The 24,165-nt window shown below is 77.8% G+C and carries 1 protein-coding gene; it reads left to right on the forward strand.

Annotated elements, in window-relative coordinates:
• The first annotated feature begins 3 nt into the window (after positions 1-3).
• On the forward strand, positions 4-24,165 hold the full coding sequence (locus tag CKY47_RS21110; protein ID WP_306747647.1) for a type I polyketide synthase: 24,162 nt from the start codon (positions 4-6) through the stop codon (positions 24,163-24,165).

Consider the following 24,165-nt stretch of genomic DNA (forward strand, 5'->3'; position numbering starts at 1 on the left):
CCGATGGAGAACGAGGAGAAGCTGCGGTACTTCCTCAAGCGGGTGACCGCCGACCTCCAGCAGACCCGGCAGAGGCTGCGGGAGGCAGAGGAGGGGACGCAGGAGCCGATCGCGATCGTCGGCATGTCGTGCCGGCTCCCCGGCGCGGACACGCCCGAGGAGCTGTGGGACCTGCTGGTCGAGGGGCGCGACGCGATCAGCGGGTTCCCCGCCGACCGCGGCTGGGACCTCGACGCGGTGTACGACGCGGACCCGGAGAGCCGCGGCACGTCGTACGTCGACCAGGGCGGCTTCCTGCGCGGCGCGGCCGACTTCGACCCGGCGTTCTTCGGCATCTCGCCGCGCGAGGCCGTGGTGATGGACCCGCAGCAGCGCCTGCTGCTCCAGGTCAGCTGGGAGGCGCTGGAACGCTCCCGGATCGACCCGACCGCCCTGCGCGGCAGTCGCACCGGCGTGTTCACCGGCGCGAACTACCAGGACTACAGCGAGTTCGTCGCCCGGCTCCCCACCGGCGCGGAGGACTTCCTGGCCACCGGACTCGCGGCGAGCGTGCTGTCCGGCCGGGTCGCCTACGCCCTCGGCCTGGAGGGGCCGGCGCTCACCGTGGACACGGCGTGCTCGGCGTCCCTGGTGGCGATGCACCTCGCCGCGCACGCGCTGCGGCGCGGCGAGTGCGACCTGGCGCTGGCGGGCGGCGTGACCGTGATGGCGACGCCCGGTCTGTTCATCGGGTTCAGCCGCCAGCGCGGGCTGGCCCCCGACGGCCGCTGCCGGTCGTTCGCCGACGCGGCGAGCGGCACCGGCTGGGGCGAGGGCGCGGCCGTGCTGGTGCTGGAGAAGCTGTCCGACGCGCAGCGCAACGGGCACCCGGTGCTCGCGGTGCTGCGCGGGTCGGCGGTGAACTCCGACGGCGCGTCCAACGGCCTGACCGCGCCCAACGGGCCGTCCCAGGAGCGGGTGATCCGGGCGGCGCTGGCGTCGGCCGGGCTGCGGCCGGCCGACGTGGACGCGGTGGAGGCGCACGGCACGGCGACCGTGCTCGGCGACCCCATCGAGGCCGCCGCGCTGCTGGCCACCTACGGGCAGGACCGGGACGAGCCGCTGTGGCTGGGGTCGGTCAAGTCCAACCTCGGGCACACCCAGGCCGCCGCCGGCGTCGCGGGCGTCATCAAGGTGGTCCTCGCCCTGCGCAACGGCCTGCTCCCGCGCACCCTGCACGTCGACAAGCCCACCGGGGCCGTCAACTGGTCCACCGGCGACGTCCGGCTGCTGACCGAGGCCGTGCCGTGGCCCGACCGCGACCGGCCGCGCCGGGCCGGCGTGTCGTCGTTCGGCATCAGCGGCACCAACGCGCACGTCGTGATCGAGCAGGCGCCCGCCCCGGAGCCCGCCGACGAGGCGGGGGAGTGGCGCGCGCCCGTCGTGCCCGTCGTGCTCTCCGCGAGGTCGGCGGAGGGGCTGCGCCTCCAGGCGGGCCGCCTGCTGTCCTTCGTGGACACCGCGCACCCCGCGCTGCCTGACCTGGCGCGGTCGGCCGCGACCACCCGGGCCGCGCTGCCGCACCGCGCCGCCGTCGTGGCGGGCGACCTCGACGAGCTGCGGACCGCGCTGGGGGCCCTGGCCTCCGGCGCGCCCACCACGGCCCGCACCGCGCAGGCCAGGCCGGGGCACTCGGCGTTCCTGTTCAGCGGTCAGGGCGCGCAGCGCGCCGGCATGGGGCGCGAGCTGCGCGCGGCGTTCCCGGCGTTCGCGCGGGCCTGGGACGAGGTGTGCGCGCTCCTCGACCCGCTGCTGCCCGTGCCGCTGGACGAGGTGCCCGCCGACCGCGTGCACGACACCGCGTTCGCCCAGGCCGGGCTGTTCGCGTTCGAGGTGGCCCTGTTCCGGCTCCTGGAGTCGTGGGGCCTGCGCCCCGACTACCTGATCGGCCACTCCGTCGGCGAGCTGGCCGCCGCGCACGTGGGCGGCGTGCTGTCGCTGGCGGACGCGTGCGCGCTGGTCGCCGCGCGCGGTGCGCTCATGGGCGCGCTGCCGCCCGGCGGGGCGATGATCGCCGTCGAGGCGACCGAGGACGAGGTGACGCCGCTGCTCACGGCCGGCGTGTCGATCGCCGCCGTGAACGGGCCGCGCTCCGTCGTCGTCTCCGGCGAGGAGGACGAGGCCGAGGCGGTGGCCGCCGCGTTCGCCGACCGCCGCACCACCCGGCTGCGCGTATCGCACGCCTTCCACTCGCCGCGCGTGGAGCCGGTGCTGGCCGACTTCGAGCGCGTCGCCCGCGGCTTGACCTACGGCGCGCCCACCGTGCCGATCGTCTCCACCGTCACCGGCCGCGTCACCGACCTCGCCGACCCCGCCTACTGGGTGGGGCAGGTCCGCGCCACCGTGCGCTTCCACGACGGCGTGCGCTGGCTCGCCGAGCGCGACGTCACCCGGTTCCTGGAGGTCGGGCCGGACGCCGTGCTCAGCTCCCTGGTGGACGACGGCGTGCCCGCCCTGCGCCGCGACCGCCCCGAGGCGGCGTCCCTGCTCACCGCCTTGGCCGACCTGCACGGCCGAGGCTGGTCGCCGGACTGGTCCGCGGTGTTCGCGGGCTCCGGCGCGCGGGTCGTGGACCTGCCGACGCAGGCGTTCGAGCTGGAGCGCTACTGGATCGACGTGCCGCTGGCCGGCCGCGGCGTCGGCGACCCCGGCCAGTGGGGCCTGTCCGCCGCCGACCACCCGCTGCTGGGCGCGACCATCGGCCTCGCCGACGGCGACGGCCTGCTGTTCACCGGCCACCTGTCCACCCGCACCGCGCCGTGGCTGGCCGACCACGTCGTCATGGGCGCGGTGCTGCTGCCCGGCACCGCCTTCCTCGACCTGGCCACCCGCGCGGGCGACGAGGTCGGCTGCGGCGTCGTCGAGGAGCTGACCGTCGAGGCGCCGCTCGTGCTGCCCGAGGGCGACGGCGTGCGGTTGCAGGTCACCGTCGGCGCGGCCGACGAGGCGGGCCGGCGCGCGGTGTCCGTGCACTCGCGCGCGGAGGGCGACGCCGACCTCGCGTGGACCAGGCACGCCTCCGGCGTGCTGGCGCCCGGCGGCACGGCCGTGCTGGAGTCGCTGACCGCGTGGCCGCCCGCCGACGCCGAACCGGTCGACCTGACCGGCCACTACGCGCGGCTGGCCGACGCCGGCTTCGGCTACGGCCCCGTCTTCCAGGGCCTGACGGCGGTGTGGCGGCAGGGCGGGCGCGTCTACGCCGAGGTGCGGCTGCCCGAGGGGCAGGACGCCGCCGCGTTCGGGCTGCACCCGGCGCTGCTGGACGCGGCCCTGCACGCGCTGGGCACCACCCCGCCGGGCTCGTCGGACGACGTGCGCGGTCGCATCCCGTTCGCCTGGTCCGACGTCGTCCTGCACGCGGTGGGCGCGTCGGAGCTGCGCGTCCGGCTCGACCCGACCGGCCCCGAGTCGGTGTCGCTGGTCGTCGCCGACGGGACGGGCGCGCCGGTCGCCTCGGTCGGCGGCCTGGCCCTGCGGCCCGCGTCGGTCGACGGAGTGCGCGCGGCCGGTCGCGGCAGGCACGAGTCGCTGTACGGGATGGACTGGATCGCCACGCCCGCGCCGGAAGCCGGTCCGGCCCCCGACGTGGTCCGCGTGGGCCGGCCGGAGGGGACGGTCCCCGAGGCGACCCGCGCGGTCCTGGCCGAGGTGCTGGGCCACCTCCAGGAGCGCCTGGCGACCACCGACCCCACGCCGCTGGTGTTCGTCACCTCCGGCGCGGTGGCGGTCTCCCCGGGCGAGGCCCCGGACCCGGTGTCGGCCGCCGTGGGCGGCCTGGTGCGCGCCGCCCAGGCGGAGCACCCGAACCGCTTCGGCCTGCTGGACCTCGCCGACCCGGCCGCGGAAGCCGACGTCGCGGACCTGGCCGCCCGGTTCGCCGCCCTGGGCGAGCCGCACGCGGCCGTCCGGGACGGCGGGTGGTCCGTCCCGCGCCTGACCCGGCTCCCGGTGGCCGACGACGCCGGCGTCCCCGACTTCTCCGCAGGCACCGTCCTCGTCACCGGCGGCACGTCCGGCCTCGGCGCGCTCGTCGCGCGCCACCTCGTGGCCGAGCACGGGGCCCGGGACCTGCTGCTCGTCAGCCGGCGCGGCCCGGCGGCCCCCGGTGCGGCGGACCTCGCCGAGGAGTTGGGCGCGGAGGTCGTCGCCTGCGACGCCGCCGACCCCGCCGCGCTGGCCGCAGCCGTCGGCGACCGGACGCTCGCCGCCGTCGTGCACGCGGCCGGCGTGCTGGACGACGCGACCGTGGAGTCCCTGACGCCCGAGCGGTTCGAGGCCGTGCTGCGCGCCAAGGTCGACGCGGCCTGGGCGCTGCACGAACTGGCCCCCGCCGCGCCGCTGCTGTTGTTCTCCTCCGTCGCCGGCCTGTTCGGCGCGTCCGGCCAGGGCAACTACGCCGCCGCGAACAGCGCCCTCGACGCCCTCGCCGAGCACCGCCGCGCCCTCGGCGCGCCCGCGCTGTCGCTGGCCTGGGGCACCTGGTCGGAAGCGGGCGGCATGACCGCCGGCCTCACCGCCGCCGACGTCGAGCGCCTCACCCGCACCGGCCTGCCGCCGCTGACCGCGCGCCACGGCCTCGACCTGTTCGACGGGGCCCTGCGCACCGACCGCGCCGTCACCGCCGCCGTCCGGCTCGACCTCGACACGCTCGCGGCCATCGACCCGGTGCCGCCCGTGCTGCGCACGCTCGTGCGGCCCACCCGCCGCCAGGTCCGCGCGAACCGCTCCGGCGACTCGGTGCCCGCCCGGCGCCTCACCGGCCGCACCCCCGCCGAGCGCGGCCGGGTCGTCGCCGACCTGGTGCGCGCGCACGTCGCCGCGGTCCTCGGCTACGCCGCGCCCGGCCGCATCGGCGCGGACCAGGCGTTCACCGACCTCGGGTTCGACTCGCTGACCGCCGTCGAGCTGCGCAACGCCCTCACCGCCGACACCGGCCTGCGGCTGCCCGCCACCCTCGTGTTCGACCACCCCACGGTCGACGCCCTCGCCGCGTTCCTCGCCGCCGAACTGACCGGCGACGACGCCCCCGCCGGGCCGACCCGCGCCGGCACGACCCCCGCGACCGGCGCGACGGACGACGACCCGGTGGTCATCGTCGGCATGAGCTGCCGCTTCCCGGGCGGGATCACCTCGCCCGACGACCTGTGGGACCTCGTCGCGAACGGCGGCGACGGCATCACCGGGTTCCCCGACAACCGGAACTGGGACCTCACGTCGCTCTACGACCCGGACCCGGACCGGCTCGGCACCAGCTACACCCGCGAGGGCGGGTTCCTGCACGAGGCGGGCGCGTTCGACCCCGACTTCTTCGGCATCTCGCCCCGCGAGGCCCTCGCGATGGACCCGCAGCAGCGGTTGCTGCTGGAGGTGTCGTGGGAGGCCGCGGAACAGGCGGGCATCGACCCGCAGTCGTTGCGCGGCAGCCGGACCGGCGTGTTCGCGGGTCTCATGTACTACGACTACGCGGCCGGGAACGTCGAGTTCCCGCCGGACGTCGAGGGCTACCTGGGCATCGGCAACGCGGGCAGCGTGCTGTCCGGCCGCGTCGCCTACACGATGGGCCTGGTCGGCCCGGCCGTCACCATCGACACGGCGTGCTCGTCGTCGCTGGTGGCGTTGCACCTCGCGGCGCAGGCGCTGCGCGCGGGGGAGTGCTCGCTGGCGCTGGCCGGCGGCGTCACGGTGATGTCGACGCCCGGCACGTTCGTCGAGTTCTCCCGGCAGCGCGGGCTCGCCGCCGACGGGCGCTGCAAGTCGTTCTCCGACAGCGCGGACGGCGTGGGCTGGGCCGAGGGCGTCGGCGTGCTGGTGCTGGAGCGGCTGTCGGACGCGCGGCGCAACGGGCACACCGTCCTCGCCGTCGTGCGCGGCTCCGCCGTCAACCAGGACGGCGCGTCCAACGGCCTCACCGCGCCGAACGGCCCGTCGCAGCAGCGCGTCATCCGGCAGGCGCTCGCGGACGCCGGCCTGCGACCGTCCGAAGTGGACGCCGTCGAGGCGCACGGCACCGGCACGACGCTCGGCGACCCGATCGAGGCGCAGGCGCTGCTGGCCACCTACGGCCAGGACCGCGAACACCCGCTGCTGCTCGGCTCGGTCAAGTCGAACATCGGGCACACCCAGGCCGCCGCGGGTGTCGCGGGCGTGATCAAGGTCGTGCAGGCCATGCGCCACGGCGTGCTGCCGCGCACCCTGCACGTCACGGAACCGTCCACGCACGTCGACTGGTCCGCGGGCGACGTCATCCTGCTCACCGAGCCGACGCCGTGGCCGGAGACCGGTGCGCCGCGCCGGGCGGGCGTGTCGTCGTTCGGCATCAGCGGCACCAACGCGCACGTCGTGCTGGAGCAGGTCCCGGCCGCCGAGCCCGCGCCGAGCGCGCCGTCCCCGGGACTCGTGCCACTGGTGCTGTCCGCGCGCACGCCCACCGCGCTGCGCGCCCAGGCCGCGAACCTGCTGTCCCGCCAGGCCGACCTGGTCGACCTCGGGTTCTCGCTGGCGACCACGCGGGCGTCGTTCGAGCACCGGGCCGTGGTGGCGGCGTCGGACGTCGAGCAGGCCCGCACCGCGCTGCTCGCCCTCGCCGAGGGCGAGGACCACCCGGACGTGGTGGCCGGCATCGCCTCCGGTCACGGCCTGACCGGTTTCCTGTTCTCGGGGCAGGGTGCGCAGCGGCCGGGCATGGGTGTGGGGTTGGCGTCCCGTTTCCCGGTGTTCGCGGAGGCCCTGGACGAGGTGGCGGCGGTGGTGGACCCGTTGTGGGGTCGGTCGTTGCGCGGGGTGTTGGCGGAGGGTGGGTCGGACACGGCGGTGGTGCAGCCGGCGTTGTTCGCGGTCGAGGTGGCGCTGTTCCGGTTGCTCGAGTCGTGGGGTGTGCGTCCGGATTTCCTGGTGGGGCATTCGGTGGGGGAGTTCGCGGCCGCCCACGTGGCGGGCGTGTTCAGCTTGCAGGACGCGTGTCGTCTGGTGGTGGCGCGGGGCCGGTTGATGGCGGCGTTGCCGGGGGGCGGGGCGATGGTGGCCGTCGAGGCGTCGGAGGACGAGGTCGCGCCGTACCTGGGTGACGCCGTCGCCCTCGCCGCGGTGAACAGCCCGCGCGCGGTGGTGCTGTCCGGCGAGGAGACGGCCGTGCTGGCCGCCACCGCCGAGCTGGCCGAGCGCGGCCACCGGGTGCGCGGTCTGCCCGTGTCGCACGCCTTCCACTCGCCGCTGATGACCCCGGTGCGGGACGGGTTCCGGCGGGTGCTCGACGGGGTCGCGTTCGGGACGCCGTCCATCCCGGTCGTCTCGACGGTGACCGGCGCGGTGGCCGACCTGGCGAACGCCGACTACTGGGTGGAGCAGGTCGTCGAGCCGGTGCGGTTCGCCGACGCGGTCCGGGCGGTGGTCGGGGACGGCGGCACCACCCTCGTCGAACTCGGCCCGGACACCGCGTTGGTCAACGCGGCGCTCGTCACCGCCGCCGGCACCGCCGGGGTCGAGGGCGTGGCGCTGCTGCGCCGCGACCGGGACGAGGTGGACACCGCCCGGGCCGCGCTGGCCCGGCTCGTGGCGCGCGGCGTCGAACCCGACTGGCGGGCCCTGCTGCCCGACGGCCGCGTGGTGCCGCTGCCGACGTACGCCTTCGCCCGTCAGCGCTTCTGGCCGCGCCGCGGGAACGGGGCGGTCCGGGACGTGTCCGCCGCCGGGCTGCGCGCCACCGGGCACCCGCTGCTCGGCGCGGTGCTCGACCTGCCGGACGGCGGCGGCGCGGTGCTCACCGGCCGGTTCTCGCTGCGCTCGCAGCCGTGGCTGGCCGACCACGTGGTGGGCGGCGCGGTGCTGCTGCCCGGCGCGGCGTTCGTGGACCTCGTGCTGCGCGCCGGCGAGGAGGTCGGCTGCGACCGGATCGCCGAACTCGTCGTCGAGGCCCCGCTGGTGCTGCCCGAGGACGCCGCCGTGCAGCTGCGCGTCGTCGTGGACGCCGACCGCGCCGTCACCGTCCACGCCCGACCGGACGACGACGGGGCCTGGACCCGGCACGCCACCGGCCGGCTCGACCAGGCGGCGGAGCCCGCCGCCTGGTCCGACCCGGTCGGCGAACCGCTGCCCGTCGACGACCTGTACGACCGCCTGGCGGCCGGCGGGTTCTCGTACGGTCCCGCGTTCCGCGCGCTGACCGGCGCCCGGCGCACCGACTCCGGTGTCGCCGTCGAACTCGACCTGACCGCGACCGACGCGCCGGACGCCGGGTTCCGCGTCCACCCCTCGCTGCTGGACGCCGCCCTGCACGCGGTGCCGCTGCTCGGCCTGCCCGGTCTCGCCGGCCTGCCGTTCACCTGGACCGACGTGACCGCGCACGCCCCGGGAGCCGTTCCCACCCGCGCGCTGGTCGAACCGGTCGGACCGGACTCCGTGTCGGTGCGGCTGGCCGACGCCGACGGCGAACCGGTGCTGACGGTCGCCGGCGTGGTGCTGCGCGCCGCCGGCGCGCAGGCCGCCGGGGACCTGCTGGAGACCCGGTGGCGACCGGTGCGCGCGGTGCCGCCGCTCGGCCGGCACGCCGTCCTCGGCGACGCCCCGGCCCCCGGCGCGCAGGGCACCTCGTACGCGGACGCCGACGAGCTGTGGGCGGCCCTCGCGGCGGGTGACGAGGTCCCGGCGACCGTGTTCCACCCGCTCCCGGTGGTCGACGGGCCCGTGCCGGAGGCGGTGCGCGTGCTCGTCGCCGACGTGCTCGCCCTGCTCCAGGACTGGCAGGCGGAACCGGCGGTCGCGCACTCCCGCCTGGTCGTGGTGACCCGCGCGGGCGACCTGGCCCACGCCGCCGTGCGCGGCCTGGTGCGCACCGCCGGGTCCGAGGCCCCCGGTCGGTTCGCGCTCGTCGACAGCGACGGTTCGGCCGACCTCGCGTCCCTGCCCGACGAACCCGAGGTCGCCGTCCGCGACGGCCGGGTCCTCGTGCCCCGCCTGGCCCCCGCCGCGGCCGGCGCGACGACCACCGACCTCGGCGACACCGTCCTCGTCACCGGCGCGTCCGGCGCGCTCGGCGGCCTCGTCGCCCGGCACCTGGTGGCCGCGCACGGCGTCCGCCGCCTGGTCCTCGCCTCCCGCACGGGCCGCCCGGTCGACGTCGAGGGCGCGGACGTGGTGACCGTCGCGTGCGACGTCGCCGACCGCGACGCCCTGGCCGCGCTGCTCGCCGAGCACCCGGTCACCGCCGTGGTCCACGCGGCCGGCGTGCTGGACGACGGCGTGCTCGACGCGCTCACCCCCGAGCGGTTCGACGCGGTCCTGCGCCCCAAGGTCGACGCGGCCCACCACCTGCACGAGCTGACCGACGTCCCGCTGGTCCTGTTCTCCTCGGCCGCGGGCGTGCTGGGCGCGGCCGGGCAGGGCAACTACGCCGCCGCCAACGCCTTCCTCGACGCGCTCGCCGAGCACCGCCGCGCCGCCGGGCTGCCCGCCGTGTCCCTCGCCTGGGGCGCGTGGACCGGTGGCATGGCGGGTGAGCTGGACGAGGCCGCCCGCGCCCGGATGGCCCGTGCCGGCCTGCCGCCGCTCACCGTCGAGCAGGGGCTCGGGCTGTTCGACGCCGCGCTCACCGCCGACCGCGCCGCTCTGCTCCCGCTGCGCCTGGACACCGCCGCGCTGCGCGCCCTGGACGACGTGCCGCCGCTGCTGCGCGACCTCGTGCCCGCACGCCGCGCCGCCGCACGCCGCGCGAACCCCACCACGCGCCTGGGCCGCGACCTGGCCGGGCGACCGCCCGCCGAGCAGGAACGCGCCCTGCTGGCCGCCGTGTCGTCGGCCGCCGCGCAGGTGCTCGGGCACGCCGACGCCTCCGCCGTGCCCGCCGACCGCACGTTCCAGGAACTCGGGTTCGACTCGCTGACCGCGATCGACCTGCGCAACCGCCTGGACGCGGCCACCGGCCTGACCCTGCCGCCGACCCTGGTGTTCGACCACCCGACGCCGCTCGCGCTCGCCGCGCACCTGCGGACCGAACTGGTCGCGGCGCCCGCGCCCACCCGGGAGGCCCCGCGCGCCGTCGCGGTCTCCGACGACCCCGTGGTGATCGTGGGCATGGGTTGTCGCTACCCCGGCGGCATCACCTCGCCCGAGGAGCTGTGGGACCTCGTCGCGCGCGGCGGCGACGGCATCGGCGACTTCCCGGCCGACCGCGGCTGGGACGTCGACGCCCTGCACGACCCGGACCGCGTCCGCCCCGGCACCTCGGTCACCCGCGAGGGCGGGTTCCTGCACGACGCGGCCGAGTTCGACCCGGCGTTCTTCGGCATGTCGCCGCGCGAGGCCCTCGGCACGGACCCGCAGCAGCGGTTGCTGCTGGAGGTGTCGTGGGAGGCCGTGGAGCGGGCGGGCATCGACCCGGTCTCGTTGCGCGGCAGCCGCACGGGTGTGTTCGCGGGCGTGATGTACAACGACTACGGCCTGCTCGCCCAGGCCGCCGCCGTCGACTCCGACACCCAGGGCAACGGCAGTTCCGGCAGCGTCGCCACCGGCCGCGTCGCCTACACGATGGGCTTGGAGGGCCCGGCCGTCACGGTCGACACCGCGTGCTCGTCGTCCCTGGTCGCCCTGCACTGGGCGGCGCAGGCGCTGCGCTCGGGCGAGTGCGACCTGGCGCTGGCGGGCGGTGTCACCGTGATGGCCACGCCCACGCCGTTCGTCGAGTTCTCCCGCCAGGGCGGGCTCGCGCCGGACGGCCGCTGCAAGGCGTTCTCGGACGCCGCCGACGGCACCGGCTGGTCGGAGGGCGCGGGCGTGCTGCTGCTCGAACGCCTCTCCGACGCGCGCCGCAACGGGCACACCGTGCTGGCCGTCGTCAAGGGCAGCGCGGTCAACTCCGACGGCGCGTCCAACGGCCTCACCGCGCCCAACGGGCCCTCCCAGCAGCGCGTGATCCGACAGGCCCTGGACGCCGCCGGCCTGGCCCCGTCCGACGTGGACGTGGTCGAGGCGCACGGCACCGGCACCGTGCTCGGCGACCCGATCGAGGCGCAGGCGCTGCTCGCGACCTACGGCCGGGACCGCGACGAGCCGCTGTTGCTCGGCTCGATCAAGTCGAACATCGGCCACACCCAGGCCGCGGCCGGCGTCGCCGGGATCATCAAGGTCGTCGAGGCCATGCGGCACGGCGCCGTCCCGCGCACCCTGCACGTCACCGAGCCGTCGTCGCACGTGGACTGGGCGTCGGGCGCGGTGGACCTGGTCGTGGACGGCCGGGCGTGGCCCGCCGTCGACCGGCCGCGCCGCGCCGCCGTGTCGTCGTTCGGCATCAGCGGCACGAACGCGCACGTGATCATCGAGCAGCCGGCCCCGTCGCCGATGTCGACGCCCCCGGCACCGGCCGAGGGGCCGTTCGCGCTCGCCGTGTCCGCGCGGGACCGCGACGGCGCGCGCACCCAGGCCGCCCGTCTCGCCGACCACCTGCGCGACACCGACGACGCCCTCGCCGACACCGCGTTCTCCCTGGCCACCACGCGCGCCGCGCTGGAGCACCGGGTCGTCGTGGTCGCCGCCGACCGGGCCGAGGCCGCCGACCGGCTGGCCGCGTTCGCCGCCGACGGGGACGCGCCGGGCGTCGTCGAGGGCGAGCCCCGTCGCGGCGGCCTCGCGTTCGCCTTCGCCGGGCAGGGCTCGCAGCGCGCCCGCATGGGCCTCGGGCTGGACCGCTACCCGGTGTTCGCCGCCGCCCTGGACGAGGTGGCCGCCGTGCTCGACGCCGAGTCCGGCTGGTCGCTGCGCGACGCCCTGGCGCACGCCGACCTGGACCGGACCGGGTTCGCCCAGCCCGCGCTGTTCGCGGTCGAGGTCGCGCTGTTCCGGCTGCTCGACTCCTGGGGCGTCCGACCGGACGTGCTGGTCGGGCACTCGGTGGGCGAGATCGCCGCCGCGCACGTGGCGGGCGTGTTCCCGCTGGCGGACGCGTGCCGCCTGGTGGTGGCGCGGGCGAACCTGATGCAGGCGCTCCCGGCCGGCGGCGCGATGGTCGCCGTGCGGGCGACCGAGGCCGAGGTGCGGCCGCTGCTGGACGACGGCGTGTCGATCGCCGCCGTGAACGGGCCCGCGTCGCTGGTCGTCGCCGGACCGGAGGACGCCGTGCTCGCCCTCGCCGCGCGGCTGGGTGACAAGGCCACGCGGCTGCGGGTGAGCCACGCCTTCCACTCGGCGCTGATGGACCCGGTGCTGGACGACTTCCGGCGCGTCCTCGACGGCATCGCCTTCGGCCGCCCCGCGATCGAGCACGAGCCCACCGCCGACGGCGAGTGGGACTCGCCGGAGTACTGGGTCCGCCAGGTCCGGGGCACCGTCCGGTTCGCCGACGCGGTGACCGCCCTGGCGGAGCGCGGCGTCTCGACCGTGTTGGAGGTGGGGCCCGGCGCGGCGCTGTCCGCCGCCGTGCGCGAGAACGCCGACGTCGTGGCCGTTCCGCTGCTGCGCGGCGACGACGAGCCGACCGCCGCCGTCACCGCCCTGGGCCGCCTGCACGCCGCCGGCGCGCCCGTCGACCTGACCGCGCCGACCCCCGGCGCGCGCCGGGTCGCGCTGCCCACCACCGCGTTCCGCCGCCGCCGGTTCTGGCCGGTCGTCACCGGGGCCGGCCTCGACCTCGCCGCGGCGGGCGTCGAGCCCACCGGGCACGCGCTGCTCGCCGCCGCCGTGGGCCTGGCCGACTCCGAGAGCCACGTGTTCACCGCCCGCCTGTCGCTGTCCTCGCACCCGTGGCTCGCCGAGCACCGGATGGGCGGCCTGGCCGTGCTGCCCGGGTCGGTGTTCGTGGAACTGGCCGTCCGCGCGGGCGACGAGGTGGGCTTCGGCGGCGTCCGGGAGCTGATGCTCGTCGCGCCGCTCGTCGTGCCCGAGTCCGGCGGCGTCACCCTGCAGGTGCGCGTCGACGACCAGGGCGCGCCGGGCACGCGCGCCGTCACCGTCCACTCCCGGCGGGAGGACGGGACCGACTGGTCCCTGCACGCCACCGGTGTGCTCACCGCGCTGGTCGAGCCCGCGCCCGACCAGGGCGTCGAGTGGCCGCCCGTCGGTGCGGAGCAGCTGTCGGTGGAGGACTTCCACGCCGACGTCACGCGCGGCGCGGGCGGGGAGTACGGCCCGCTGTTCCGCGGCCTGCGGTCGCTGTGGCGGCGCGACGGCGAGGTCTTCGCCGAGGTCGTGCTGCCCGGCGACGCGCGCACCGCCGACGGCTTCGGCCTGCACCCCGCGCTGCTCGACGCCGTCGTGCAGGCGCTCAGCGCCAGCTCGATGGGCGGCGACGAGGGCAGGCTGCCGTTCGCGTGGGCCGACCTGCGCCTGCACGCCGCGGGCGCGACCTCGGTGCGCGCCCGGATCACGCCGACCGGTCCGGACAGCGTCGCCCTCACCGTCGTCGACCCGACCGGCGCGCCCGTGCTCACCGCGGGCCGGCTGACCGTGCGCAGCCTCGCCGACGTGGTCGCGCCGGACGACGCCGGCCTGGTGCGCGTCGAGTGGCACGCGGTCGAACCGGCCGCCGGCGCCGTGTCCGCCGCGGTCGTCGGCGACGTGGTCGACGTGCCGGGCGCGACGCGCCACCCCGACCTGGCGGCGGTGCTGGCCGCCGGCGCGCCCGACGTGACCGTGCTGCCGGTCGTGCCGGCGGGGGACGACCCCGCGTCCGCCGCCCGGCAGGCCGCCGCGACCGCGCTCGACGCGGTGCGCACCTGGCTCGCCGAGGCGCCGCGCGGCGCACGGCTCGCCCTGGTCACCCGGGGCACCGGACCGGCCGAGGCCGGTGTGTGGGGCCTGGTGCGGTCCGCGCAGACCGAGGCGCCCGACCGGCTCGCGCTGGTCGACCTCGACGGGCCCGCCGACCTGCTGCCCGCCGCCGTCGCCACCGGCGAACCGCAGCTCGCGCTGCGCGGCGGCGTCCCGAGCGCGGCCCGCCTGGTCCGCGCCGGCACGCCGGGTGAGGCGCTGGACCTGGGCGACACCGTCCTCGTCACCGGTGGCACGGGCGGGCTCGGCCTCGTCCTCGCCCACCACCTCGTCACCGCGCACGGCGTCCGCGACCTGGTCCTCACCGGACGCCGGGGCGTGGACGCGCCGGGCGTCGCCGAGGCCGTGGCCGAGCTGACCGACGCGGGCGCGCGGGTCGTCGTCGCCGCGTGCGACGTGGCCGACCGCGACCGGCTCGCCGCCGTGCTGGCGGACGTGCCCGGCCTGACGGGCGTGGTGCACGCCGCCGGCGTGCTGGACGACGGCGTGATCGCCGCGCAGACCCCCGAACGGCTGGCCACCGCCATGCGGCCCAAGGCCGACGGCGCGTGGCACCTGCACGAGCTGCTGCCCGACACGCCCCTCGTGCTGTTCTCCTCGCTGGCCGGGGTCCTCGGCGCGGCCGGGCAGGCCAACTACGCCGCCGGCAACGCCTTCGTGGACGCCCTCGCCGCGCACCGCCGCGCCGAGGGCAAACCCGCCGTGTCGATCGCCTGGGGCGCGTGGGCGCTGCCCGCCGGCATGGCGGGCGGCATGTCGGCCGCCGACCGGCAGCGGCTGGCCCGCGCCGGGATGCCGCCGATGACCCGCGAGCGCGGCCTGGCCTGGTTCGACGCGGCCCTGGCCGCCGGCGACCCGGCCGTGGTGGCGCAGGAGTTCGCGGTGGGCACGCTGCGCACCCTGCCGAGCGTGCCGCCGCTGCTGCGCGCCCTGGCCCCGGCGGTCGTCCGCCGCACGGCCGCCGCGCACGCCGACCGCGCCGAGTTCGCCGGCCTGTCCGGCCCCGACCTGGTCGCCGCCCTGCTGGAGGCGGTGCGCGGGCACGTCGCCGCCGTCCTCGGGCACCCCGGCACGGTGGTCGGCGCGGACCGCGCGTTCCGCGACCTCGGGTTCGACTCGCTGACCGGCGTGGAGCTGCGCAACCGGCTCGACGCGGCCACCGGCCTGACCCTGCCGTCGACGCTGGTGTTCGACCACCCGACGCCCCGCGCGCTGGCCGGGCACCTGGCGGCCGAGATCGGCGGCAGCGCCCCCGTCCTGCTCGACGCGACGCCGAGGACCGCCGAGCAGGCGGACGACCCGGTCGTGATCGTGGGCATGGGCTGCCGCTACCCGGGCGGGGTGCGGTCGCCCGAGGACCTGTGGCGACTGGTCTCCGACGGGGTGGACGCCATCACCGGCTTCCCGGCCGACCGCGGCTGGGACGTCCCCGAGCTGCGCGACCCGGACGAGCCGGAGTTCGTGCGCGCCGGCGGGTTCCTGCGCGACGCGGCCGACTTCGACGCCGGTTTCTTCGGCATCGCCCCGCGCGAGGCCCTGGCGATGGACCCGCAGCAGCGCCTGCTGCTGGAGACCGCGTGGGAGTCGCTGGAGACCGCCGGGATCGACCCGGTCGGGCTGCGCGGCGACGACGTCGGCGTGTTCGTCGGCGCGGGCGGCCAGGACTACGCGGGCGTGCTGCTGCACTCCGGCATCGACGTGGCCGCGCACCTCAACACCGGCAACGCGGGCAGCGTGCTGTCCGGCCGGCTGTCCTACGCGCTGGGACTCGTCGGCCCGGCCGTCACGGTGGACACGGCGTGCTCGTCGTCGCTGGTGGCGCTGCACCTGGCCGCGCAGTCGCTGCGCTCGGGCGAGTGCTCGCTGGCGCTGGCCGGCGGCGTCACGGTGATGTCGACGCCGCTGGAGTTCGTCACGTTCTCCCGGCAGGGCGGGCTGGCCCCGGACGGGCGCTGCAAGGCGTTCTCGGCCGACGCCGACGGCACCGCGTGGGCGGAGGGCGTGGGCGTGCTGGTGCTGGAGCGGTTGTCCGACGCGCGGCGCAACGGTCACGACGTGCTCGCGGTGGTGCGTGGTTCCGCCGTGAACCAGGACGGCGCGTCGAACGGCCTGACCGCGCCGAACGGCCCGTCGCAGCAGCGGGTGATCCGCGCCGCGCTGGCCAACGCCGGCCTCACCCCGTCCGACGTGGACGTGGTCGAGGCGCACGGCACCGGCACCCCGCTCGGCGACCCGATCGAGGCGCAGGCGCTGCTGGCCACCTACGGCCGCGACCGGCAGAACCCGCTGCTGCTGGGGTCGGTCAAGTCGAACATCGGGCACGCGCAGGCCGCCGCCGGCGTCGCCGGGATCATCAAGGTGGTCGAGGCGATGCGGCACGGCGTCGTGCCGCGCACCCTGCACGTCACCGAGCCCACCGGCGAGGTCGACTGGTCCGCCGGCGCGGTCGAGCTGGCGGCGGAGAACGTGCCGTGGCCGGACGCCGGTCGCGTGCGCCGCGCCGCCGTGTCGTCGTTCGGCATCAGCGGCACCAACGCGCACACCGTGCTGGAGCAGGCCCCGCCCGCCGAGGCCCCCGCGCCGCCGGACCTCGAAGCGCCGGTCGACGGCGTGGTGCCGTGGGTGCTGTCCGGCCGCACCGAGGCCGCGCTGCGCGCCCAGGCCGCCCGGCTGGCCGCCCACCCGGGCGACCACGACCCGGCGGCGGTCGGCGCGGCCCTGCTGCGCCGCACCCGCTTCGACCACCGGGCCGTCGTGCTCGGCGACGACCGGGCGGGCGCGCTCGCCGCGCTGGCCCGCGGCGAGTCGCACCCCGGCCTCGTGCGGGGGACGGCCGCCGACCGCGGACCGGTCGCGTTCGTGTTCCCCGGCCAGGGCGGGCAGTGGGTCGGGATGGCCCGCGAGCTGGTCGCCGGCTCGCCCGAGTTCGCCGACCGGATGCACGAGGTCGACGCGGCGCTGTCCGCGCTCGTGCCGTGGTCGCTGTTCGACGTGCTGGGCGACGCCGACGCGCTGGAGCGGGTGGACGTGGTGCAGCCCGCGCTGTTCGCGGTGATGGTGTCGCTCGCGCACACCTGGCGCGCGCTCGGCGTCGAGCCGGCGGGCGTCGTCGGGCACTCGCAGGGCGAGATCGCCGCGGCCTGCGCGTCCGGCGCGCTGTCCCTGGAGGACGCCGTCCGCGTCGTCGTGCTGCGCAGCCGGGCCATCGCCGAGGTGCTGGAGGGGCGCGGCGGCATGGCGTCGGTCGCGCTGTCCCGGGGCGAGGTGGAGCCGCTGCTGGAGCGCTTCGCCGGCCGCGCCGTCGTCGCGGCGGTCAACGGGCCGCGCGCCGTCGTGCTGTCCGGCGACGTGGACGCGCTGGACGACCTGGTCGCCGACCTGGTGGCGCGGGACGTCCGGGCGCGCCGCATCCCCGTCGGCTACGCCTCGCACTGGGCCGGCGTGGACGCGGTCGAGGAGCGGGTGCTGGCCGACCTCGCCGGCGTCGCGCCGGTGTCGGTGCCCACCGGGTTCTACTCGGGGCTGCGCGGCGCGGCGGTCGACACGGCCGACCTCGACGCGGGCTACTGGTTCCGCAGCCTGCGGGAACGGGTCGACTTCGCGGGTGCGGCACGCGCCGCGGCCGACGCGGGCACGGACGTGTTCGTCGAGGTCGGGCCGCACCCGGTGCTGTCGATGAGCGTGCGGGACGTGGTCGGCGACGACGCCGTCGTCGTGGGTTCGCTGCGGCGCGGAGAGGGCGACGCGGACCGGCTGCTCAGGTCGGTGGCCGAGGCGTGGGTGGCGGGCGTGCCGGTGCGCTGGGAGGCGCTGTGCGAGGGCGTCGCGCCCGCCGCGCTGCCGACCTACGCGTTCCAGCACGAGCGGTTCTGGCCGCCGATGCCCGAGCCGACCGCGCCGAAGGTCGACGACGGCTTCCTCGCCGGCCTCGACCCGGAGATGTCCGTCGGCGACGCGCTGGCGCTGCTGGCGCGCCCCGGCGAGGCCGGCGACGACTGGCTGTACCGGGTCGCCTGGCGGCCCGTGCCGCGGGTGGACGCGCCGCCGCTGTCGGGCGACTGGCTCGTGCTGGTGCCGGCCGACGACCCCGACCCGGCGTGGACGGCGCGCGTCGCCCCCGCCGGCGCGGTCGTCGCGCTGGACACCGCCGCGCCCGACCGCGCCGGGTACGCCGCCGCGCTCCCGGCCGGCCGGTACGCCGGGGTGTTCTCGCTGCTCGGCGCGGACGAGCGCCCCTACCGCGCGGGCGCCGCGCGCGGCCTGGCCGCCACGCTCGCGCTCGTCCAGGCCCTCGGCGACGCCGGGATCACCGCGCCGCTGTGGTGCGCCACCCGCGCCGCCCACGCCGTGACCCCCGCCGAACGGGCCGGGCACCCCGCCCAGGCCGCCGTGTGGGGCCTCGGCCGGGTCGTCGCGCTGGAGCACCCCGATCGCTGGGGCGGCCTGCTCGACCTGCCCGCCGACGCCGCCGACCTCGACCACCGGGACCTGGCCGCCGTGCTGGACGGCTCGTCCGGCGAGGACCAGGTGGCGCTGCGCCGCACCGGTCCGCACGGCCGCCGCTTCGAGCACGCGCCGCCCGTGCGGGTCGCCGAGCGGGCCGGACCGCCCGCCACCGCCCTGGTCACCGGCGGCACCGGCGCCCTCGGCGCGCACGTCGCCCGCTGGCTGGCCGGCGAGGGCGCCCGGCACTTGGTGCTCACCAGCCGCCGCGGCCCCGACGCGCCCGGCGCGGACGGGCTGCGGGCCGACCTGGAGGCGCTGGGCGCGCGCGTCACGATCGTCGCGTGCGACGTGTCCGACCGCGACCGGCTCGCCGCCGTGCTCGACGCGATCGGCGACGACTGCCCGCTGACCGACGTCGTGCACACCGCCGCCGCCCTCGACGACGCGATGGTCGACGCCCTCACCCCCGAGCGGGTGGACGAGGTGCTGGCCGTCAAGGCGCTGGGCGCGTGGCACCTGCACGAGCTGACCCGCGACCGCGACCTGACGTCGTTCGTGCTGTTCGCGTCCATCGCGGGCGTGTTCGGCGTGCCCGGCCAGGGCAACTACGCGCCCGGCAACGCCTACCTCGACGCCCTCGCCGAGCACCGGGCCGCCCTCGGGCTGCCCGCGCTGTCCGTGGCGTGGGGGCCGTGGGGCGAGGGCGGCATGGCCGAGGGCGAGGTGGGGCGCACGGCCCGGCGGCACGGGTTCGTCGAGATGGACCCGGACGTCGCGGTCGTCGCGCTGCGCACCGCGATGGCGGGCGCGCGACCGGCGCTCGCCGTCGCCGACGTCGAGTGGGAGCGCTTCGGCGTCGCGTTCACCGCGAGCAGGCCCAGCCCGTTCGTGGCCGACCTGCCCGAGGTGCGGGCGCTCGCCGCCCGCGTCGCCCCCACGTCCGACGACGCCGGGTTCGCCGCCACCCTGACCGCGCTGCCCGCCGCCGAGCGGGTGCCCGCCGCGCTGGCCCTGGTCCGCGACCGGGTGGCCGCCACCCTGGGCTTCGGCTCGGCGTCCGACGTGCAGCCGCGCACCCCGTTCCGCGACCTGGGCACCGACTCGGTGACCGCGCTGGAGCTGCGCAACCTGCTCAACGCGGCCACCGGCCTGCGGCTGCCCACGACCGTGGTGTTCGACCACACCACCCCGCAGGCCCTGGCCGAGCACGTCGTCGCCGAGCTGACCGGCTCCCGCGCGGACCGGGAGGGCGCCGCGGTCGCCGCCGCCGACGGCGAGCCGATCGCCATCGTCGGCATGGCCTGCCGGTTCCCCGGCGGGGTGTCGAACCCCGCCCAGCTGTGGGACCTGCTGGCCTCGGGCGGCGACGCGATCACCGGCCCGCCGGCCGACCGCGGCTGGAAAGTCGAGGGAATTGCCTACTCCCAGCTTGACGACACTGGTCGGGTGTACGCGCTGGCTGGAGGTTTCGTGCGGGAGGCGGCCGAGTTCGACCCGGCCTTCTTCGGCATCTCGCCGCGCGAGGCGCTGGCCATGGACCCGCAGCAGCGCCTGCTGCTGGAGACGTCCTGGGAGGCGTTCGAGGACGCCGGGATCGTCCCGGAGACCCTGCGCGGCACCCGGACCGGCGTGTTCGCCGGCACCAACGGCCAGGACTACGCCACGCTGCTGCGCGACTCGGACGCCGACCTCGGCGGGCACGTGGGCGTCGGCAACAACGCCAGCGTCCTGTCCGGCCGGGTGGCCTACGCGTTCGGCCTGGAGGGGCCCGCCGTCACGGTCGACACCGCCTGCTCGTCGGCGCTCGTCGCCATGCACATGGCGGTCCGGTCGCTGCGGTCCGGCGAGTCCACGCTGGCGCTGGCCGGCGGCGTGACCGTGATGGCGACGCCCGGCGTGTTCGGCGAGTTCGCCCGGCAGGGCGGGCTGGCCCCGGACGGGCGCTGCAAGGCGTTCTCCGCCGACGCCGACGGGGCGACGTTCTCCGACGGCGCGGGCACCGTGGTGCTGGAGAGGCTGTCCGACGCCCGGCGCAACGGGCACCGGGTGCTGGCCGTGATCCGGGGTTCCGCGGTGAACTCCGACGGCGCGTCCAACGGCCTGACCGCCCCCAACGGCCGCTCCCAGCAGCGGGTCATCCGCGCGGCACTGGCCGATGCCGGCCTGCGACCGTCCGACGTGGACGCGGTGGAGGCGCACGGCACGGGCACGTCCCTGGGCGACCCGATCGAGGCGGGCGCGCTGCTCGCCGCCTACGGGCAGGACCGCGACGAGCCGCTGCTCGTCGGCTCGGTCAAGTCCAACCTCGGCCACACCCAGGCGGCGGCCGGCGCGGCCGGCGTGCTGAAGGTCGTGCTGGCCCTGCGCCACGGGCTGCTGCCCCGCACGCTGCACGTGACCGAACCGTCGCCGCACGTCGACTGGTCGAGCGGCGCGGTCGAGGTGCTCACCTCGGCGCGGCCGTGGCCCGACGGCGGGCGTCCGCGCCGGGCGGGCGTGTCGTCGTTCGGCATCAGCGGCACCAACGCGCACCTCATCGTGGAGCAGGCCCCCGCGGTCGGGACGACCGCCGGCGAACCCGCCGCGGTCGGGGGCGCCACCGGGGCCGGCCCGGTGCTGCTGCCGCTGTCGGCGACGACCCCGGCGGCCCTGCGCGACCAGGCCGCCCGCCTGCTCGCGCGCCTCACCGGCGACGTCGACCCGGCGGACGTCGGGTTCGCCCTGGCCACCGCGCGCACCGCGTTCGACCACCGGGCCGTGGTGCACGGCGACGACTGGGTGGCCGGGCTGCGGTCGCTGGCGGCCGGCGAGCCGTCCGCGTCGGTCGTCGAGGGCGTGGTCCGCGAACCCTCCGGCACGGCGTTCCTGTTCACCGGCCAGGGCGCGCAGCGCGTCGGCATGGGCGCCGGCCTGCGGGCCGCGTTCCCGGTGTTCGCCGCCGCGTGGGACGAGGTGCGGTCCGCGCTGGACCCGCACCTGTCCCGGCCGCTGGACGAGGTCGTGGGCTCGGACCTGGTGCACCGCACCGAGTTCACCCAGCCCGCGCTGTTCGCGTTCGAGGTGGCGCTGTTCCGGCTGGCCGAGTCCCTGGGCCTGCGGCCCGAGGTGCTGGTCGGCCACTCCGTCGGAGAGGTCGCGGCGGCGCACGTCGCCGGGGTGTTCTCCCTGGCCGACGCCTGCCGGCTGGTCGCGGCGCGCGGGCGGCTGATGCAGGAGCTGCCCGGGGGCGGCGCGATGGTCGCCATCCGGGCGGCGGAGGCCGACGTGCTGCCGCTGCTCGGCGAGGGCGCGTCGATCGCCGCCGTCAACGGTCCGTCCGCCGTGGTCGTGTCCGGTGACGAGGACGCCGTGGACGCGGTCGCCGCGCACTTCGCGCGGACCAAGCGGCTGGTCGTGTCGCACGCCTTCCACTCGCACCGCATGGACCCGGTGCTCGCGGGGTTCCGGGCGGTGCTCGCCGACGTCGCGTTCGCCGCGCCGCGGGTCCCCGTCGTGACCACCGCGCCGAGCGGGCACGGCATCGACACCCCGGACTACTGGGTGGACCAGGTGCGGATGCCGGTCCGGTTCGCCGACGCCGTCGCCGGGCTGCGGGCGTCCACCCTGGTCGAGATCGGCCCGGACGGCGTGCTCGGCGCGTCGGCCGCCGAGGTGGTCGCGGACCGCGTGGTCGTCGCCCTGACCCGGGCCGACCGGGACGAGGCCGCCGCGCTGGCCGCCGCCGTGGCCCGCCTGCACGTCTCGGGCTCGGCGGTGGACTGGACGGGCTGGTTCGGGACGCGCTCCGCGCACGTCGACCTGCCCACCTACGCGTTCCAGCGGCGGCGCTTCTGGCCCGAACCGGCCGCCGCCGCGCCCGCGTCCGCCGACCCCGCCGAGGCGGAGTTCTGGGCGGCGGTCGACCGGTCCGACACCCACGCCGTGGCGACCGCGCTCGACCTGGGCGGCGACGCGGCCCTCGCGGGCGTGCTGCCGGCCCTGTCGGCGTGGCGCAGGAAGTCCCGGGAGGCGGCCGAGCTGGACGGGTGGCGCTACCGGGCCACCTGGGAGCCGGTCGCCGACCGGCAGGCGCTGCTGTCGGGCACCTGGCTGCTGGTGACGGCGCAGGACCCCGCCGCGCAGGACCGGACCGCGCAGGAACTCGCGGCGCGGGACGAGGCGGTCGCCGAGGCCCTGGCCGCGCACGGCGCGGACGTCGTGCACCTGCCCGTGCCGGCGGGCGCGGACCGCGCGGCGGTGGCCGTGCGGCTGCGCGAGGTCCTGGGGGACACCACCCCGGCCGGCGTCGTCTCACTGGCCTCCGCGGGGACCGACGCCCACCGCAACCTGGTCTCGACCGCCGGCCTGGTGCAGGCGCTCGGGGACACCGGGACCGCCGGACCGCTGTGGGTGCTCACCCGCGGCGCGGTGTCGGCGATCGCCGGCGAGCGGCCCGACCCCGCCCAGGCGGCGGTGTGGGGCCTCGGCCGGGTCGTGGCGCTGGAGCACCCCGGCCTGTGGGGCGGTCTGGTCGACCTGCCGCCGGTCCTCGACGCCCGGTCCGCCGAACGGCTCGCCGGCGTCCTCGCCGGACGCGCGGAGGACCAGGTCGCCGTGCGCCCGACGGGCGTCGCGGCCCGCCGCCTGGTGCCCGCGCCCGGTGGCCCGGCCACCCGGACGTGGCGTCCCTCCGGCACGGTGCTGGTCACCGGCGGCGCGGGCGCGCTCGGCCGCCGGGTCGCCCGGGCCGTCGCCGAGGCCGGCGCGCGGCACGTCGTGCTCGTCGGACGACGCGGTGAGCGCTCGGACGGCGCGGCCGGACTGCGCACCGAACTGGCGGACCTGGGCGCGGGGACCACCTTCGCCGCCTGCGACGTGGCCGACCGGGACGCGCTGGCCGCCGTGCTGGCGGACGTGCCCGACCTGACCGCCGTGGTGCACGCGGCCGGCGTCCTCGACGACGGCGTGGTGGAGACCCTCGCGCCGGAGCGGTTCGACGCGGTCCTGCGCGCCAAGGCGCGGGGCGCGGAGAACCTGCACGAGCTGACCCGGGACGTGCCGCTCGACGCGTTCGTGGTGTTCTCCTCGTTCGCCGGCGCGGTCGGCGCGGCGGGGCAGGGCAACTACGCCGCCGCCAACGCCTTCGTCGACGCGCTCGCCGAGCGGCGGCGCGCCGAGGGCCTGCCCGCGACCTCGATCGCGTGGGGGCCGTGGGCCGAGGCCGGCATGGCGCGCGACCCCGGCGCGGCGGACCGGCTGCGGCGCAGCGGGTTCACCCCGCTGGACCCGGAGCGCGCCGTCGCCGCCCTCTGGCACGCCGTGGAACGCGACGCCGCCACCGCGGTGGTGACCGAGGTGGACTGGGCGCGCTTCGCCCCCGGCTTCACCGCGGCCCGCCCGTCGCCGCTGATCACCGGGATTCCGCAGGCCCGGTCGCTGCCGGCCGTCGCCGAGCCGGACACCTGGCACGACCGGCTGGCCGCGGCCGACCCGGCGACCAGGGACAGGCTGCTGCTGGAACTCGTCCTCGCCACCACCGCGCAGGTGTCCGGGCACCAGGCCGGCGAGGAACCCGACCCGACCGTGGCGTTCAAGGACCTCGGGTTCGACTCGCTGATCGCGGTCGAGTTCCGCAACCTGCTCGGCACCCGCGTCCGCGCGGACCTGCCCGCCACGCTGATCTTCGACCACCCGACGCCCCGGGCGGTGGCCGACCACCTGGTCTCGCTGCTCGGCGGGGCCGAGGTGGACCTGCACGCCGAACTCGCCCGGGTGGAGCGGCTGCTGGCCGCGGCGCCCGAGGGCGAGCGCGCCGCGATCTCGGTGCGGCTGCGTTCGCTCGTGCGGGCCTGGGACGCGGACGAGCGCCCCGCCGACACCGGGCCCGCGCTCGACTCGGCGACCGCCGAGGAACTGTTCGACCTGCTCGACGACGAACTCGGGAAGTGA

Source organism: Saccharothrix longispora (genome assembly GCF_030852425.1).
GTDB lineage: Bacteria > Actinomycetota > Actinomycetes > Mycobacteriales > Pseudonocardiaceae > Actinosynnema > Actinosynnema longispora.